The following is a 19,326-nucleotide window of genomic DNA, read 5'->3' on the forward strand; positions in this document are numbered from 1 at the left end:
CCGAAAATTAAAATAAACCAATGAAAAAATTAATTGAGAAACTACAGGGAGAAGGAATTTTACTTGAAATAGTGGATAATAAATTAAAGGTTTTTGCCGAAAAATCGAATATTGACCATAGCTTAATTGAAGAAATAAAAAAGCATAAAGAAGAACTGACGCTTTTTTTGCTCAACAATGCAAAGCTGCAATCGTCAAAACCGGCACTGCCTGAAATACTAAAAACGACCGATTCAGCGTACTATCCGTTATCTTCTTCTCAATACAGAATGTGGGTTTTAAGTCAGATGGAAGAATCTAACCGGGCCTACAATGTTCCGGCATTATACACTTTTGAAGGCAATCTTAAGGTAAAAACATTAGAGCAAGCCTTTCAACTCGTGATAGAACGTCATGAAATCCTGAGAACTCAATTTGTAAGTCAGGAGAACAGTGTGGCACAAAAAATAATACCTGCCGGAGCAATACAATTCCGTGTAGCCGAAATAGATTTAAGGAATACCACCACTAGTGTTGAGGCATTAATCAGCAAAGAAATGTCGTATTCTTTTGATCTTGAAAACGATTTACTCCTAAAAAGTACGGTGTATCAAACCGAAGAGAACCAATGGATTTTCTTTTTTATGATTCATCATATCATTAGCGACGGCTGGTCTATGGGCGTACTCATAAATGAAATATTAGAAAACTATATAACATTAGAGAAGGGGAATACCGTTGCAAAACAGCCGTTAGCGATACAATACAAAGACTATGCGGTATGGCAGCAAAACCTGCTGAACGAGGATTATTTTGCAGCGCATAAAGCTTACTGGATTTCACAGATTTCGGGTGAAATTCCTAAAATTCAGCTTCCTTTCAGTAAAACAAGACCGGTATTAAAAACCTATAACGGAGATACCGTTTACAGAACGATAAACAAAGAAACAAGTGCGAAGTTCCAAAAAGTATGTCTGGACAACGAGAGTACCTTGTTTATGGGGTTACTGGCAACCTTAAAGATATTGCTTTACAAATACACCAATCAAACCGATGTGATTGTCGGGTCTCCGATAGCCGGCCGTGAAACACAGCTGCTTCATCATCAGTTAGGCTTGTATTTAAATACCATTGCGTTAAGAACAGCTATTGACGCCAAAGATAGTTTTGAATCTTTCTTAAAAAGGATAAAAGAAACAACGCTTAAAGCCTACAACTATCAGGCGTATCCTTTTGATAAGCTAATAGAAGATGCAAAACCGGAGACTGATTTAAGCAGAAATCCGTTGTTTGACATCTTCCTGATTTTACAAAACAACGAAAGTGCAAGCGTAAAAAACATTGGTGAACATTTAAAGGTTCAGGCTTTAGAGACTGAAAACAAAACCAGTAAGTTTGATTTACTCTTCAATTTTGTTGAGGTTGACGAAAATTTAGAATTCAGTATCGTTTACAATACCGATTTGTACGATGCCTTTTTTATCGAGCAAATTACTGTTCATTTTGAGCATTTGTTAAACGCCGTCAGCACAATCCCATCAGAAACAATTGAGAATATAACTCTGGTTAGCGATGCCGAAAAGAAAAAACTGATTCTGGATTTTAATGCCACCGAGTACACGAATCAGGTATGTGCTCCGTTAAATGTTTTATTTGAAGAGCAGGCCGAAAAATTGGCTGATCACACAGCACTTCGCTTCAAAGAAAAAGAATTTACGTTTAAAGAACTAAATGAAAAAGTCAATCAGCTGGCTTATTATTTACGCGAAGAAAAAAACATTACACAAGACGATTTCGTAGTGGTAAAACTGCCGCGAAGCGAACAAATGATTGTGGCTCTTATGGCAATCATAAAAGCGGGAGCAGCCTATATCCCGGTAGAACCACAATATCCGGAAGAAAGAATAAACTTTATTATAGCCGACAGTCAATGTAAACTTTTGATAGATGAAGCCGTTTTAGAAAACATTTCAGAACAGCTGGCAACTTTCCCTAAAAACAACCCGCAAAACCACAATAAAGTTACCGATTTGGCCTACGTATTGTACACCTCGGGATCTACCGGTAATCCAAAAGGATGCATGATTACGCATGAAGGAGTTACCAACAGAATCGACTGGATGTGGAACGAATACCACTATACTTCCGATGATGTTATTTTGCAAAAAACCACTTTTACTTTTGATGTTTCGGTATGGGAAATTTTTATGCCCTTATGCTGGGGAACTAAAATGGTGCTGTGCGAACAGGACGATATCTCGGCTCCACACCGCATCTTAAATTTGATCGAAACAAACGGGGTAACCAGTCTGCACTTTGTGCCAAGTATGCTCAATACCTTTATCGCTTCTGTGACAAATACAGCACAATTAGCGGATAAACTGGCCAGTTTGCGTGCCGTGATCACCAGTGGAGAAGCTTTGACGCCAAAAACCGTTAACGAATGGTACAGCAAAATTTCTGCCGCACCTATTTACAATCTTTATGGCCCAACCGAAGCTTCGATAGACGTTACCTATTTTAATACTGCTCCAGGCAATGAAAGCATCCCAATCGGGAAACCGATCTGGAACACTCAGATCTATATTTTGAGCGATTCGGGAGTGGTGCAGCCTATTGGTTTAGCAGGAGAAATTTGCATTGCAGGAAAAGGACTCGCCTTGGGGTATTTAAACAATGCGGACTTAACCAGTCAAAAGTTTGTGGCGAATCCGTTTCATCCCGGAGAAAAAATGTACAAAACCGGAGATCTCGGTCTGTGGTCGCCTGACGGAAATATCGAATACTTAGGCCGAAAAGATTTTCAGGTAAAAATTAGAGGATTTAGAATCGAACTCGAAGAAATAGAGGCCGCTTTAAACCAACATCCTCAAATTGCAACTGCGGTCGTTTTAGACCATACGAATGAAAACAGCGGCGATAAATACCTGACCGGATATCTGGTGGCAACGACCGAATTGGTTAAGGAAGAACTCAACTTATGGCTGGGAAACAAATTGCCTCCCTATATGATTCCGTCTAATTTTGTGGTCGTGGAGGAGATTCCGTTAACCAATAGCGGCAAAGTAGACCGAAATAAATTGCGTAAAAGCAATGGTGTAAGTTTAAAAACAACCGTTGCTTACGTCGCTGCTCAAAACGATACTGAGCAAAAACTAGTAGAAATATGGGAAGGGATACTCCACAACAATAAGATCGGGATACTTGAAGATTTTTTTACACTTGGCGGACACAGTCTTAGCGCTACCCATTTATCAAATGTCGTAAACAGGGAATTTAATGTAAAAATCAACCTCAGAGATGTTTTCGAAAACCGAAACATTCAAAGCCTGGCCAAAAAAATAACGGAGACTGCTACTGCTGTTTATCAGGAAATCAAAGAAGCTCCGAAGGGTGCCAATTATCTGCTTTCATCAGGGCAAAAAAGGCTTTGGTTGCTGTCTCATTTGGAAGAGGCCAGTGTGGCCTTAAACATGTACAAAATATTTACGTTTACCGGAGTACTGGATCTTTCAATATTCAAAGAAGCTTTTCTGACCGTAATAAAAAGACACGAAAGTTTACGAACCGTTTTCAGACTGGACGAAAATGGAATCGTTAAGCAATACATTAAACCATTTGATCAAAATGTATTGAATCTGACGATTGAAGATTTTAGACAAAATCAATATACTCAGGAAACCATAGATGCGAAGATCAATCAGGAAATCGACCAGTTTTTTAATCTCGAAGAAGATTCGTTATTGCGATTGAAATTGTATCAGCTACAAGACGATCAATGGATATTTTCTTTTGTCATGCACCATATTATCAGTGACGGATTGTCGATGAACATCCTGACCAAAGAGTTTGTATCCCATTACCAAACGCTGGCCAAAGGAAAAGAGGTAACAGTACCTGATTTAAAAATTCAGTACAAAGATTATGCGCAATGGCAAACCAATCAGTTTCAAACGGAGGATTATAAAAATCAGTTACAGCATTGGTTAAAAAAGTTTGAAGGCGAAGTACCTGTACTAGACTTTCCAACCGATAAATCAAGAGCAGCAATCAATGCCTATCAGGGAGATTCGGTTGATTTTATTATTGAAAAAGAAACCCTTTCAAAATTCAAAAACTTTTGTGCGAGCCACGGGGTTACGGTTTTTACCGGACTTTTGGCTCTCGTTAAAACCCTATTGTACAAATATACCCAGCAACAGGATATTACCATAGGAACACCCATAGGAGGCAGAATCCATACCGATTTAGAAGACCAGATCGGGCTTTATATCAACACAGTTCCATTGCGAACAGTATTCGATGAAAATAACGATTTTAAAAATTTACTACACAAAGTAGAACAAAGTGTTATTGATGCACAGGAAAATCAAATGGTTGCTTTTGATGAATTGGTGCTCAATTTAGATTTGCAAATGAGTCGTAACAGACATCCGCTGTTTGATGTATGGTTTGTGTTAAGAGACAATGCTATTGAGGCCGACAAACAGACACTGGAAATAGAAAACCTGCAAATTGCAGAATACAATGAGGTAACCCTGAAAAAATGTTTGTTTGACTTAGTATTCAACTTCATCGAAAGCGAAGGACAGTTAGAAGGTAAAATAGAATACAAATCGGGCTTGTATGTTCGCGAGACCATTGTACGATTGATAGCCAACTTAAAAGTACTGCTGAATGAGGTAATTTTAAATACCGATCAAAGCCTGACTGCCTTGTCTTTCCTGACTGCGGAAGAAGAAAACTTACTGCTTCATGTTTTTAATAACACCGAAAGAGATTATAGCGCACAGCCGAAAACCTTGACAGAGCTGTTTACCAAACAGGCAGCAAAAACGCCGGAACAAACAGTAATTGTTTTTGAAGATAAAAAAATAACCTATCAGGACTTGGATGAAATCTCCAACAAGCTGGGGAATTATTTAAAGAAAAAATACGGTGTAAAACCAAATGAATTTGTTGGTGTTAAATTAAACCGAAGCGAGTGGAATATCATTTCGTTATTGGCCATTTTAAAAAGCGGAGGAGTTTATGTACCGATCGACATTGCTTATCCGGAGGAACGAATTGATTATATTATTGAAAACAGCGATTGTAAACTGGTTATTGATTCCGATGAAATTTACGATTTCAGATCGATGGAAAAGCTTTACAGCAGTGCTTTAGATACAGCTGGCAACAATCCGGATGATCTGGCTTACCTTATTTACACCTCCGGTTCAACAGGTAACCCGAAAGGAGTGGCGATACAACATGGCGCTATTTCGAATACCATTTTGTCGCAGATCGAAATTTTTGGAAATGAAAACAAAGAAAGAGCGCTTCAGTTAGCTTCCTTTTCGTTTGATGCATCTATTTCTGAAATATTTACCGTTTTGGCTTCGGGTGGAGAATTACACCTCATAACCGATGAGCTAAAAAAAGACACCGAAGAATTAGAAAATTACATCGAGGAGCACGCCATTAATTTTGCGACCATTTCTCCTTCGTATTTAAAATTAGTACAGCTCGATAAAATTAAAAAATTAAAAAAGCTGGTAACGGCAGGAGAAGCGGCTCCTGTAGAAGAAGTAAAAAAATATCTGACGTATGGCGGAACTTGCTTTAATGCTTACGGACCTACAGAAACCAGTATTTGCGCTACCATTTATAAAATCGACGGAAACGATTCGCTGCAGGAACAGGCAAATGTTCCGATAGGATTCCCGATCGCCAACACCAAAATTTACATATTGGGAACTGATGAAAAATTGCTTCCGCTTGGCGCTATCGGTGAAATTTATGTAAGCGGAGCCGGTTTAGCCCAGGGCTATCTGAACAATCCTGAAATGACAGGTCAGAAATTTATAAACAATCCTTTTGCAGAAGGAGAAAAATTATACAAAACCGGTGATTTAGGAAAATGGCTCGCCAACGGTGCGATTGAATATGCCGGACGAAATGACGATCAGGTAAAAGTGAGAGGCTTTAGAATCGAACTGGGCGAAATCGAAACCGTCATCAAACAACACGAAGCGATCGAAGATGCTGTGGTAGTAGTCAAAGAAGACAGTTTAGGGATTAAGGAAACCGTTGCCTTTTTTGTACTGCACTCCGATTCGGTTTCAGATGCAGATGACATTAAAGAATTTTTAGAAGACAAACTGCCGGAATACATGATTCCGTCTCACTTTATAAGTTTAAAAGAATTTCCGCTTACCCTAAATGGAAAAACAGACAAAAAGAAACTTTTACAGAACAAATCACTAACCGAAAACTTTTCGAGAAACTATCTGGCACCGCGTGATGAGGTAGAAAGCAAACTTGCTGCTTTGTGGGAAGAAGTACTCGAAGTGGATCAGGTGGGGGTACTGGATGACTTTTTTAAAATAGGCGGTCACAGTTTAAAAGCCACTTATCTGATCACCAGAATAAAAACGGAATTTAACGCAAAGCTCGACCTTATTTCGATTTTCAACAATGCCACTTTAGAAGCAATGGCCGGTGAAATCAAGAAAGCGCAACTCGTAAATGCTGAAGTCACGATTAGTGATGACTTTGAAAATATCTCTATATAACCAAACTACATTTTTTAAAACTATAAAATCTATTGAAATGGCTACTCAAAAAATATATCTGAAAAATAACGTACAGGTCGAACCGTTAATTTCAAATTGGTACGCATGGCATCATATTATACCGCCAATCCTTACGGGATTTAACGTGGTAAACCGATACATTCCGATTATGGAATCGTATATAAACGATCCTGTGATACATGAGACTGCCGTAAAAGACCCTGCGTTTAGAGGAGGCCCTTTTATAGATTTAGATAAAAAACACGTTGACGAAGTAGCCGCCCTGCTCGAAAGAACAAAACAAATGGCAGCACCGCTTTTTGAATTTACAGATGCTGTAAAAGAACTGGACAAACTGCTGAAGAAAAAAGCAACCGGACATTTAATGCAACCGCTTTATAAAGAAGTTCCTTCGGCAATCAGAGGGTATGTCGAATTGTATTACGACAGACACCACAGACCCGACTTTAGGTTTTATGAACCCCTGATTTATGCAAGCCCTTATTATGTAGAATCCTTTCAAACGGTGAAATTGTCTTTAATTAATAAGGATGCCGACCGGCCTTTTATTTTCTCTACGCCAAGATTATCTAACCTGGAGGCTGCACTGGAACTAAAATTACCTTTTAAATCGAAACAAATCGACGAATTGTTTAAGATGAAACGCGAGCCTCAAACCTTCGAATACATCGCAAACCTTTTGAACATTGATAAAAACGATGAAGCACTGTTTAAAGATTTGTTTACCACACAGGAACCTAAAAAATATGAAAAATATACGGGAGACAGTATGCGTATCCGATACTTCGGACATGCCTGCATCCTGATCGAAACCAAAGAACACTCGATCGTGCTCGATCCGGTTTTGAGTTACACCTACGAATCGGATGTGTCCCGATTTACCTATGACGATTTGCCGGACGAAATAGATTATGTACTCATCACACACGGGCATCACGACCACATCTTGATGGAAACGATGCTGCAAATCAGACACAAAGTAAAACATATAGTAGTTGGAAAAAGCATAGGCGGAGCCATACAGGATCCATCATTGAATTTATTGTTGCGAAACCTGGGCTTCGAAAACATTATCGAATTAGAAGAACTGCAAACCATTTCGGCTATCGATGGTATAAAAATTACAGGAATTCCATTTATCGGAGAACACCACGACATTCACATCAACAGCAAACTTTCGTATCACGTCGAATTAGACGGTTATTCGCTATTGGCAGTGGCAGACTCCTGCAATCAGTCGCCTGAATTGTACGAGCATGTACATGAAATTATTGGTGATGTTGATGTTTTGTTTATGGGAATGGAATGCGACGGAGCACCTGCTTCCTGGGTTTACGGACCTATTTTTACCACTAAGCAGGAACGCGAAAAAGATTTCAGCCGAAGAGGAAGAGGCAGTAATTATGAGGAAGGAATCAAGATGGTCAACTGCTTTAATGTCAAAGAAGTTTATGTATATGCTATGGGAGAAGAACCGTGGGTGCGACACATTCTGGATGTTGAATATACAGACGAATCCAACCCAATCGTACAATCCAATATGTTAATCAAAGATTGCCAAAACAGGGGCATCGTCGCCGAAAGATTATTTGCCGAAAAAGAACTGTTTAAACAAAGCGTGTTATCGTACTAACTCCAATTCAACCCTTCCCATACAAAAACTAATATCAATTTATTTTCTTTAATAATTCATCTTATGGTATCAGATTTATATTTAAAACTAAAAGAACAGAACATTCATATTGACGTAAAAGACAATAATCTTGACATTAAAGCGCCTGCAGGTGCGTTAACTCCCGATATTATTGACGAAATTAAAAGAAACAAAGCCGATTTAATTAGTTTTATTAACCAATACAAGTACGACAAAGCGGGAGTCATTCCTAAAATTGACAGCAATCCGGATGCAAAATACGGGCTGTCTTCTTCACAATTAAGACTTTGGATTTTAAGTCAGTCCGAAAAAGGAAATGTGGCCTACAACTCTGTAGGAGGATATATTTTTGAAGGAACGCTGGATCAAAATACTTTAAATGAATCCCTGAAGGAAGTAGTAGTGCGTCATGAAAGTCTGAGAACTGTTTTTGAAGAAGATGGAAACGGAGGTGCCAATCAGGTGGTGAAAGCAATAGAAGCGATTGATTTTTCAATTGAATATGCTGATTTACAAAATACTGCAAATGCAGATGAAATTTTAAAAGAACAAATTGCTAAGGATGCTGTAATTCCTTTTCACTTATCCAAAGGACCGCTTTTTAAAACAAAACTTTACCAGTTAGAGCCAAACAAATGGGCCTTTATTTACACCATTCACCACATCATTGTGGATGCTGTTTCGATGAATATTTTTATTGGGGAAATATTGGAATTGTACAATTCGAAAAAGCAAAACAGAGCCAACAATCTAAACGCTTTAAGAATTCAATATAAGGATTATGCCCACTGGGAAAACGAACAGCTTACGGGCAAAAAATACGAGGAGCTTAAAACCTACTGGCTTAATGAATTTAGCGGAGAATTACCGGTTTTAACCATGCCGGTCGATAAAAAAAGACCGATACTGCAAACCTTCAATGGCGGTACTGTAGAAAAGAAAATCGATGCCAAATTATCAGAGGCAGTTGAAAAACTGATCAGAGAAAATGGCGCTACCATGTTTATGGGATTGACAGCCGTAATCAATACGTTGTTGTATAAATTTTCGACTCAGGAGGATATCATCATCGGAACTCCGGTTTCCGGTAGGGAAGATGCCGATTTGCAAAACCAGATTGGGTATTACGGAAATACGCTGGCCATTCGAATGCAGTTTAAAAAAGAAAACACTTTTTTAGAATTGCTAGACTATACCAAAAAGCAGGTACTTGGTGCCTACGAACATCAAATGTTTCCTTTTGCCACACTCGTTAAAGAACTAAACTTAAAAAGAGATCCGAGCAGAAACCCTCTTTTTGACGTTCAGGTCATTTACGGAGAAAATGACAACTCTAAAAAAAGCGAAAGTCTGGAAGGTCTTAAAGTGTGGGCTTATGAATTTGAAGAAAAACTAGCAACCAGCCGATTTGATATGGTTTTTAGTTTCTACAAAGAAAAGGACAACTTGGTTTTGAACATTCAGTACAATACTGATGTTTTTTCAGCAAAAATCGTAGAGCAGATTGCCGGTCATGTTACGGTCATCATGAACTCAATTGTAAACAATCCTGAGGAACAAATCTATAAATTAGAACATATCGCAGCGCAGCAAAAAGAAGCGCTTTTGCAAATTTCCAAAGGCGATTTCCTTTCTTACGATCACGGAAAAACAATACTGGATTTATTTAAAGAACAGCTACAAAAAAAGCCCGAAGCGATCGCACTGGCCTTTAAAAACAAAAAGCTGACGTATAAAGAATTAGACGAACAATCGAACCGACTGGCCAATTATTTGCTCGCCAATCATACTCTTAAAAAGAACGATTTTATCGGACTAATGATCAACAATTCTGAAAATGTATTAGTGTGCATTTTAGGGATTTTAAAAACGGGGAGTGCCTATGTGCCAATAGATCCGGAATATCCAAAACAAAGAATTCAGGATATTATTCAGGACAGTAAGTTAAACGTCCTGCTCACACAATCAGAGTATCTTTTTGATCTGGACTTTTATACGGGCGAATTTTTTGCCACAGACATTCAGATGGATGCGCTTGGAACAGAAAGTGCCACACTTGAAGTACAGGTAAATCCTGCTGATGCCGCTTATGTAATTTATACTTCGGGCTCTACAGGTAATGCAAAAGGAGTGGTGATCAATCATGAAAATTTAATGTTTTCGACGATTGCCAGACTCGATACGTATCCGGATGCAACAGCCTTTTTATTACTGTCTTCCATCTCATTTGACAGTTCGATCGCCGGAATTTTCGGAACCATTGCAGGAGGAGCAAAATTGGTTTTTGCACCTAAAATTAGAGTTTCGGACATCCATACCATAGTCGATCTTATTGTGACCGAAGAGGTTTCTCATTTGCTTACCGTTCCTTCCTACTATCAATTGTTGCTTAGCGAATTGGAAGAACGTACCAATGCCTTAAAAACGGTTATTGTAGCAGGAGAAGAATGCACAAAAGGATTGGTTGATTTGCATCAGAGTGTTACCACACTAAAAAACTGTAAACTTTTTAATGAATACGGACCTACCGAATGTACGGTTTGGGCCAGTTATTATGTATATGAGCAAGGGCAGGAGTTTATTCCTTCCATCGGAAAACCCATTGCAAACAGTTCGGTTTATATTTTAAATGAGAACAATGAACTGGCAGTTGACGGACTTATAGGCGAACTTCATATTGCCGGTAAAGGATTGTCTAGCGGATATTTAAACAACCCCGAACTTACCAAAGAAAAATTTATAGACAATCCGTTTGAACCCGGAACTAAAATGTACAAAACGGGGGATCTAGGAAAGCGATTTTCGGATGGCAATATTGAGTTTTTAGGCCGAAAAGACAATCAGATCAAAATCAGAGGAAATCGTCTGGAACTGGGAGAAATTGAAAATGCCTTACTAAATTTCAAAGGTGTCGACGGAGCAGTGGTAACCTATAGCGAAGAGGCTTTAGTAGGACATATTTTAACCCGTACAGCACTCAATCTCGACGATCTGAAAAAACACCTGAAAGAACAATTACCGGTATACGCAATCCCAGTGACTTACACTCAGTCGGGTGAATTTCCGTTATTGCCAAACGGTAAAGTAGATAAAAAAGCGCTGTTGCTTTTGGCCAATAAAGAGTCTGTAAATGCAACCGCTTACATACCAGCCGGAAACGAAATTGAAGCTGCTCTGGTACATGTATTTCAGCAAATATTGCAAAAAGAAAATGTAAGTGTTACAGCTGATTTTTTTGCCTTGGGAGGAGACTCTATCAAAGCCATACAAATTATTTCCAAACTAAAACAAATTGGTTTTGTACTGACGGTACAGGATATTATGCAGTATACCGTTATACAGGAACTGGCGCTGCACGTAAAATTGGTAAAGGAAGAAATAGACCAGACTGCGGTAGAAGGAACCATTCCGCTTACACCCATTCAGAAATATTTCTTTGAAGAGACCTCCGGAAATAAAAATCATTTTAACCAGTCGATTGTATTAAAATCAGTAAAACCATTGTCTGAAGAAGGACTGACACAAATATTTCAAAAACTAACCGCGCATCATGATGCCTTAAGAACAGTATTCAAAGAGGAAAATAGTCACTGGATTCAGGAAGTTAAAAATGAAGGTTTTGAATTCCATCTGCAAGTTCATTCCAATGTTGCTGATGCTGAATTCAATGCAATTTGTGAACAGCATCAATCTTCTTTCCACTTAGAAAATGGCCCTTTGTTTAAAGCGGTTCTCTTAAAAAAAGAGGATGCCGATTATTTGTTGCTGCTTTCGCATCACTTAGTGGTTGACGGCGTTTCCTGGAGAATTATTCTGGAAGATTTAATGGAATTGTACGCGCAATACGAAGCCGGAACGATATTAGAATTGCCTTTAAAAACACACTCCTTAAAATACTGGCAGGAAAAACAATTGGAATATGCCAATTCAATGACGATGATGGAAGAGGAAGTGTATTGGTCGTCGATAAACGAAACAGCACAATTTAATACCTCAGAACTTCCTAAAGATTTTGAGTATCAGGGTGTCAATTTGTATAAAGATTTTGAAACAAAAGTATTTCAGTTGGATCAAAACACTACTGAAAAATTGCTGACAGAATCTCATAAAGCCTATAAAACCACCATAAACGATGTTTTGATTACTGCCTTATCGCTGGCAATAGGTAAAAATTTCAATATAGAAAATGTAGCCATTCAGCTGGAAGGTCATGGAAGAGAAGACATCAGTTCAGACACAGATGTAACCCGAACGGTGGGTTGGTTTACCACAATCTATCCGGTATTGATTGCGCTTAAAAAGAAACACGATAACATCCATCAGCTCATAGAAGTAAAAGAAACGCTGCATCGAATTCCAAATAAAGGTATTGGATTTGGGATCTTAAAATACCTAAAAGGCTGTGATTTAAATATAAAAGCCGATGTTTCTTTCAACTACCTGGGCGATTTTGATTTAGGGAAATCGGAGAAAGAAGACCAGTTGTTTCAATTTACCGATATCGCCAAAGGAAAGGAAATCGCGGCCGACACCGAAAGAACCGGAACACTCGATATATCAGGAATCTTAATCAACGGCCAGCTGCAGCTCATGCTTTCATTTAATCCTCATTACTTCAAAAACGAAACCATAGAAAACTTAAAAGAAGCGTATAAAACAGAACTGGAACATTTGATTTCGGGTCTTTCCGAAGAAAAAGAAACTCATTTAACCCCTGTTGATTTTACCTACAAAGGGCTGGATTTAAGCAGTCTGGAGGAATTGAACAAAATGCTATAACCGTACTAGTCAAAAAACCATGAAAATTAAAGATATATACCCGTTAACACCATTGCAGGAAGGAATTTATTTCCATTGGAAACTTTCTAAATCCATGTATTTCGAACAATCGTCTTATAAAATACAGGCCGAACTTGACCTTCATTATCTCAAAGAAAGTTACGATCAGCTGATTGCAAGACACGATGTGCTGAGAACTTGTTTCCGCGATAATGTAGGGGAAGATCTTTTACAAATTGTTCAAAATGAGGTTCCGTCCAATTTTACCTATCTGGACATCACTCAAAATTCAAACGAAACTATAGCATCCGTAAAAGAGCAGGATATCGCTAAGAGCTTTGACCTCAGTACGGGTTCACAAATGCGTCTTGCGGTATTAAAAACAAGTGAAAATCACTATGAATTGATATGGAGCCACCATCACATTATTATGGACGGCTGGTGCATTGGCATTTTGATTGGTGAGTTTTTTGCTATATACGAAGGACTGGTTCAGGGGAAAACAAACATTTTGCCAAAAGCCACTTCCTATTCAGACTATGTGAAATGGTTAATGAAAAACGACAAAGCAAAATCATTGCACTATTGGAACCATTATTTAGAGGATTTTCAGGGTATAAACACTTTGCCATTTCCAAAAAAGAACACAGATGCTTATAGTCCAGGAGAAGTTTTTTATAGCGTTAGCGGAGACTTAAGAGAGCAGTTGGGTGTTTTTTGCCAGCAAAACGGTATTACCGAGAATGTCTTTTTTCAGACCGTTTGGGGAATTTTATTAGCAAAATACAACAATACAAGCGACGTAGTTTTTGGTGGAGTGGTATCGGGCAGACCCGCAGAAATTTATGATGTGGCCAATATTATCGGACTTTTTATCAATACAATTCCGGTGCGAATTTCATTCGACCATCAGACTACCGTAAAACAAATCCTGCTGCAAACACAGGAGCAGGCCATCAAAAGTCTGCCGTATCATTACAATTCGATTAGCGAAATACAGCTCGGTGTTAATGGCAATCAGCCGTTATTTGATCATATCATCGTTTTTGAAAATTATGCTGCTGCCGAAGCCATAGCCAGTGAATTGGCCGAAAACGAAAAAACAAACATTACGCTTTTAGAAACCGAATTTTATGAAGGTGAAAACTATGACTTTTCACTCGCTATTATTCCGGGAAAAGACATCAGCATCCGTTTTACTTTTAATGCTGAAAAATATGAAAATAGCAGCATAACCTATCTTAAGGATCATTTTGAGCAGGTTTTAAACTCCGTCGTAGCCAATTTTGAGCTCCCGGTTTCAGAAATAGAACTTTTAAAGGAATCCGAAAAAGAAGCCGTATTGTCATTATCCGGACATGATGGACTGAAAGAAAGGTCTCCCGAATACACTTTGGTGGAGTTATTTGAAAATGCGGTAGCCGAAAATCAGAATCATATTGCGCTGGTTTATGGTGAAGAGCAGTACAGCTTTGCAGCATTAAATGCAATTGCAGATGAGTTTGCAAACTTCCTTAAATTGGAACATAACGTTGGTTTAGGAGATTTTATAGCATTGCAGCTGGACCGAAGCGACTGGCTTGTGGTGGCCTTGTTGGGAATTTTAAAAGCCGGTGCGGTATACGTTCCGCTGCACATCAATTTGCCACAGGACCGGGTAGATTATATACTGGAAGACACCAATTGCGGGATTATTATCGACGACGATTTTATAGAGCGTTTTAAAGCAGCTCCAAAAACAGCGACGGTGGTATCAGCGGTAACAATTGCACCCTCAGACTTGGCTTATCTGATTTATACTTCGGGATCAACAGGAAAACCAAAAGGAGTATTGGTGGAGCACAGCAACATTTGCGCTTTATTGGTCAACACTAAAGACAATTTTGTCATTTCTCAAAAGCCTTCAATGCCTTTACTGGCTTCCAACTCTTTTGATATTTTTCTTTTCGAATTGTTCCACCCCTTACTGGCAGGAGGAAAAGTGGTTATGGTACCCAATGAGGAAATAAAAGACATGGGTGAGCTCACGAAAATTCTTAGCCATACCAATAGTTTTCATGCCGTGCCAACCCTTATGAGAGCCGTTATCGATCACATCAAAACCAATAAAAGCCAACCCTTGTATCAGCATATAGAATCTATATTTATCGGCGGTGATAAAATTCCGGTGGGGATACTCGAAGAAATTAGAGAAGTATTTACAAATGCTGTCATCAATGTGCTCTACGGACCAACCGAGGGATCTATTTTTATCACATCTGAAAGTTATCTGCCAGGTGTAAAACAATTCCCAAATGCGATAATTGGAAAAAGCAATGCTCATAATGCAACCTATGTATTAGATGATCATTTAAAATTATGTCCTTATTTCAGCATAGGAGAATTGTGTATTTCAGGAAATCAGGTCACAAGAGGTTATTTGAATAAAGCCGAAATAACCGCTGAAAAATTTATCGTAAATCCTTTCAAGACAGATGAAAAACTGTACAGAACGGGAGATATGGTGAAGAGACTTCCAAATGGTAAAATAGAATTTGTAGGCCGAAAAGACAATCAGGTTAAAGTAAGAGGATATCGAATAGAGTTAGAAGAAATAGAAAATGCACTCTTATCAAATGAGCATGTCGATTTTGCTATTGCCAAAACAATCACGGTATCAGGAGAAGAAAAAGAAATTGTAGCCTATTTAAAGGCCAAAAAACAAATGGCACCACAGGAGCTGGCTCTTTTTCTGAAAGGAATACTGCCTTCTTTTATGATCCCGGATTATTACATACAACTGGAAGAAATTCCGCTAACCGTAAACGGAAAAATAGATGCCAAAAAACTACCGCATCCGCTGCAGACCAACACGGTAAAAGAAACCGAATACATTGGGGCAGTAACCCAAACCGAAATAAAACTGACCGAAATATGGCAGCGCATTCTCGATCGAAAAGCGATTGGAATTGAGGATAACTTTTTCCATCTGGGCGGACACAGTTTAAAAATGATTAAACTGTCCAATCAAATTTTTGTGCGCTTTGGAATACACCTCAACATCAAGGAAATTTATACCCATCCTACCATAAAAGAACAGGCGCTATTTATTGACAGCTCTTTAAATGGTTATACGGTATCGATTCCTCCCGCAGCAATAGCAGCAAGTTATCCTTTGTCCTCTTCTCAATACAGAATGTGGAATATCTGCTCGATAGATGCACAGGCCAATAAAGCGTACAATATCAGAATCATAGATGTTAAAAATGCGGCCGTAAAGATTGCTCCTTTTACTAAAGCATTGCAGCATTTAATAGAGCGACATGAAATTTTAAGAACCGCTTTTGTTACCAATGAAAACGGAGAACCGAGACAAATAATCGTTCCGGTAGAAAAACTAGATCCGTTAGAAATTGAGTATCTGGATTTGCGCAACAGCGAAACCTTAGAAAAAAATTTACAACAGGCACTTGCAGAAACTGGCGATGTCTCTTTTGACTTAGAAACACCTCCATTGATGAAGGTTGGATTGATAAGTGCCAAAGACGACCAATGGATCGTAAGCATTCTTTTCCACCACATCATTTTTGATGGCTGGTCTACAGATGTTTTTGTAAAAGAGTTGTATGCTTTGTATGAAAAATACAATGAAGGAAAAGAAGTTGTTTTACCGCCTTTGGCTGTACAATTTAAAGACTATGCAACCTGGGAGCAGAGCACCATTAAAAGCGATGCCATTGTCGCAGATAAAGAATACTGGCTCAAACAATTTGAAGGCAATTTACCGATTTTGAGTGAATTGGGAGACCAAAAAAGGCCTAATATTAAAACACATAACGGAGGGGTAATTTCTAAAGTTTTGGAAGGCAGTGTCCTAAAAGAACTAAACAGCTTGTGCGACCGTCAGGAAGTTTCGCTCTTCATGGTCTTTTTGGCAGCAGCCAATGTTTTAATTTATAAAAATACCGGAGATCAGGACATCATTACCGGAAGCCCGATCGTCAACCGTGATTATCCGGAATTGTTTGATCAAATAGGTTTTTACGCCAACACAATTCCGTTACGTACACATCTAGAAGATAATGCCTCCTTCTTAGACATTTTAAAACAAGTAAAGGAGAATGTCATTCAGGCAAAAGAACATCAAAAATTTCCACTTGATGAGTTGATCAGTCTTTTAAACATTAAATACGATGCCAGCAGAAACCCGCTGTTTGACATTGTCGTTACTGCCAGAGAAGAAAACAACTCAAAAGAGGATGCAGCACATATTGATTCCATTATTGATGCAATAGGAAACGGCATCAATGCCAAGTTTGATCTGACGTTTGATTTTTTAATTACAGCCAACACACTTACCGTATCCTTACAGTACAATAGCGATGTGTTTTCTGCTCAAAAAATCACCTCATTACTCCATCATTTAGAGCAGATACTATTGCAGATCAGCACTCAGGCCGACCAGAAAATAAGCGCAATTGATTGTTTGACAGCTGCTGAAAAAGAGCATTTGCTAAAAGAATTGAGCGGTCATCAAACTCATTATCCAAAAGAGTCGTCTATTATAGAACTGTTTGAAAAACAAGTCAAATCGACACCTGAAAAAACAGCTTTGGTCTATAAAGAGAAAAAGTACAGTTATCAGGAACTCAATACTATTGCCAATCAACTGGCCAATTATTTAGAAGAAAACTGCAACCTGACGGGCGATTTGGCAGCAGTCTATTTGCCAAAAAGCGAATGGCAGATTATAAGCATTTTAGCCCTTCTGAAATCGGGTTGTGCTTATGTTCCAATCGCGGCCGATTATCCTCAGGAACGAATCAGTTACATCATTAAAGATGCCAATGCAGAATGTTTGATTCGGGTTGATTTAATCGAAGAATTTGTAAAAACGCAGCACGAATATTCGGCTCAGTTTGAAAGCAAGTATGCGAAAGCAAATGATCTGGCTTATGTCATGTACACCTCAGGTTCTACCGGTGAACCCAAAGGCGTTTTAATCGAACAGCAAAGCGTTGTACGATTGGTCAAAAACACCAATTTTATCAACCTTACGGGAGAAGAAGTACTATTAGCTACCGGTGCATTTTCGTTCGACGCCACTACTTTCGAGTATTGGGGAATGCTTTTAAACGGGGGAACCCTGGTCATTTGCGACGAAAATACCCTGCTGTCGGTAAGAGGGATGAACGAAGTTGTGGCAAACCAAAACGTAACCATAATGTGGCTCACCGCAGGCTGGCTGCATCAGCTGGTAGACGAAAACCTCATCTTATTTAAAAATCTGAAAACTATAGTATGCGGAGGTGATGTTTTATCTCCCCACCATATCACGAAACTGAAGACCACTTACCCTGAATTAGTAGTTGTCAATGGATATGGGCCAACTGAAAACACAACATTTTCACTAACCCATACCATTGACTTGCCAATAAAAACGACTGTTCCGATAGGTGTCCCAATAAGCAACAGTACCGTTTACCTGATGGATAAAAATCATCAGTTAGTACCGAAAGGAGCGATTGGTGAAATATGTGTAGGAGGTGATGGTCTTGCCAGAGGGTATTTGAACAATGCCGAACTGACCCATTCCAAATTCATAACAAACCCTTACAATACACAGGAAAGACTTTATAAAACCGGTGATTTAGGAAGATGGACGGCCAACAATACGATCGAATTTATTGGAAGAAAAGACAATCAGGTAAAATTGCGTGGTTATCGAATAGAACTCGGAGAAATCGAAAACATCTTATGTTCGCATGAGGCCATAGATTCCGCTTTGGTTGTCATAACCGACAGTGCGGCTGGAGAGAAAAATTTAGTAGCCTATCTGGTGGCCGATAGAGAAATCGAAAGCAGCTCCCTGAAAAACTGGCTCAGAGCCCAGTTGCCGAAATACATGATTCCAAGTCATTTTGCCTTTTTAGACGAATTTCCGTTAAACATCAATGGAAAAGTAGACAGAGCCAGACTTCCGGAAGTTACCCTTTTAGAAACCGAGCGCGCAGCCTATATCGAACCCGCCACAGCCACTGAAAAAGCACTGGCTAAAATATGGGAAGACGTTTTAGAAATCGAGAAAATAGGATTGGCGGATAACTTTTTTGACCTGGGCGGACACAGTTTAAAAGCCGTCAAAATGTTCAACCTGATCCACAACGAATTTGAGATCAGACTTAGCCTGTCCGAGCTGTTTAACCATCCAACCGTAGCCAGTTTATCCAACGAAATTGATAATATGGTTTGGGTCAATAACGAAGAACTGGAAGATGTTGAAAGCGAGAATATCACCATATGATGCAATAGAAAAAACTAACCCTTAAATCGAAAGCCCCTTAAAATCGAACCGTA

General features: G+C 38.9%; 4 protein-coding genes. All 4 read left to right on the forward strand.

Annotated elements, in window-relative coordinates:
- Positions 1-20 precede the first annotated feature (20 nt).
- The 4 genes from ACN1CN_RS13570 (at position 21) to ACN1CN_RS13585 (ending at position 19,273) form a co-directional block, all read left to right on the forward strand.
- Complete coding sequence (locus tag ACN1CN_RS13570; protein ID WP_419136042.1) at positions 21-6,536, forward strand: amino acid adenylation domain-containing protein; 6,516 nt, start codon at positions 21-23, stop codon at positions 6,534-6,536.
- Positions 6,537-6,573: 37 nt separating this feature from the next.
- Positions 6,574-8,190, forward strand: coding sequence for an MBL fold metallo-hydrolase (locus tag ACN1CN_RS13575; RefSeq protein WP_264524502.1), 1,617 nt, complete (start codon positions 6,574-6,576; stop codon positions 8,188-8,190).
- Positions 8,191-8,253: 63 nt separating this feature from the next.
- Entirely contained in the window at positions 8,254-12,990 is a 4,737-nt protein-coding gene (locus ACN1CN_RS13580; protein ID WP_419136043.1) for an amino acid adenylation domain-containing protein, read from the forward strand.
- Between the two features lie 19 nt (positions 12,991-13,009).
- Positions 13,010-19,273: an amino acid adenylation domain-containing protein gene (locus tag ACN1CN_RS13585; protein ID WP_419136044.1), complete on the forward strand. Its 6,264-nt coding sequence runs from the start codon at positions 13,010-13,012 to the stop codon at positions 19,271-19,273.
- The last annotated feature ends 53 nt before the right edge of the window (positions 19,274-19,326 follow it).

Origin of the sequence: Flavobacterium sp. T12S277, from assembly GCF_048514875.1 — a bacterium.
Taxonomy (GTDB): Bacteria; Bacteroidota; Bacteroidia; order Flavobacteriales; family Flavobacteriaceae; genus Flavobacterium.

What these genes read in the sequence shown, in the direction of transcription:
- ACN1CN_RS13570 (WP_419136042.1), top strand. Translation starts at nt 21, where the DNA reads ATGAAAAAATTAATTGAGAAACTACAGGGAGAAGGAATTTTACTTGAA.
- ACN1CN_RS13585 (WP_419136044.1), top strand. Translation starts at nt 13,010, where the DNA reads ATGAAAATTAAAGATATATACCCGTTAACACCATTGCAGGAAGGAATT.
- ACN1CN_RS13575 (WP_264524502.1), top strand. Translation starts at nt 6,574, where the DNA reads ATGGCTACTCAAAAAATATATCTGAAAAATAACGTACAGGTCGAACCG.
- ACN1CN_RS13580 (WP_419136043.1), top strand. Translation starts at nt 8,254, where the DNA reads ATGGTATCAGATTTATATTTAAAACTAAAAGAACAGAACATTCATATT.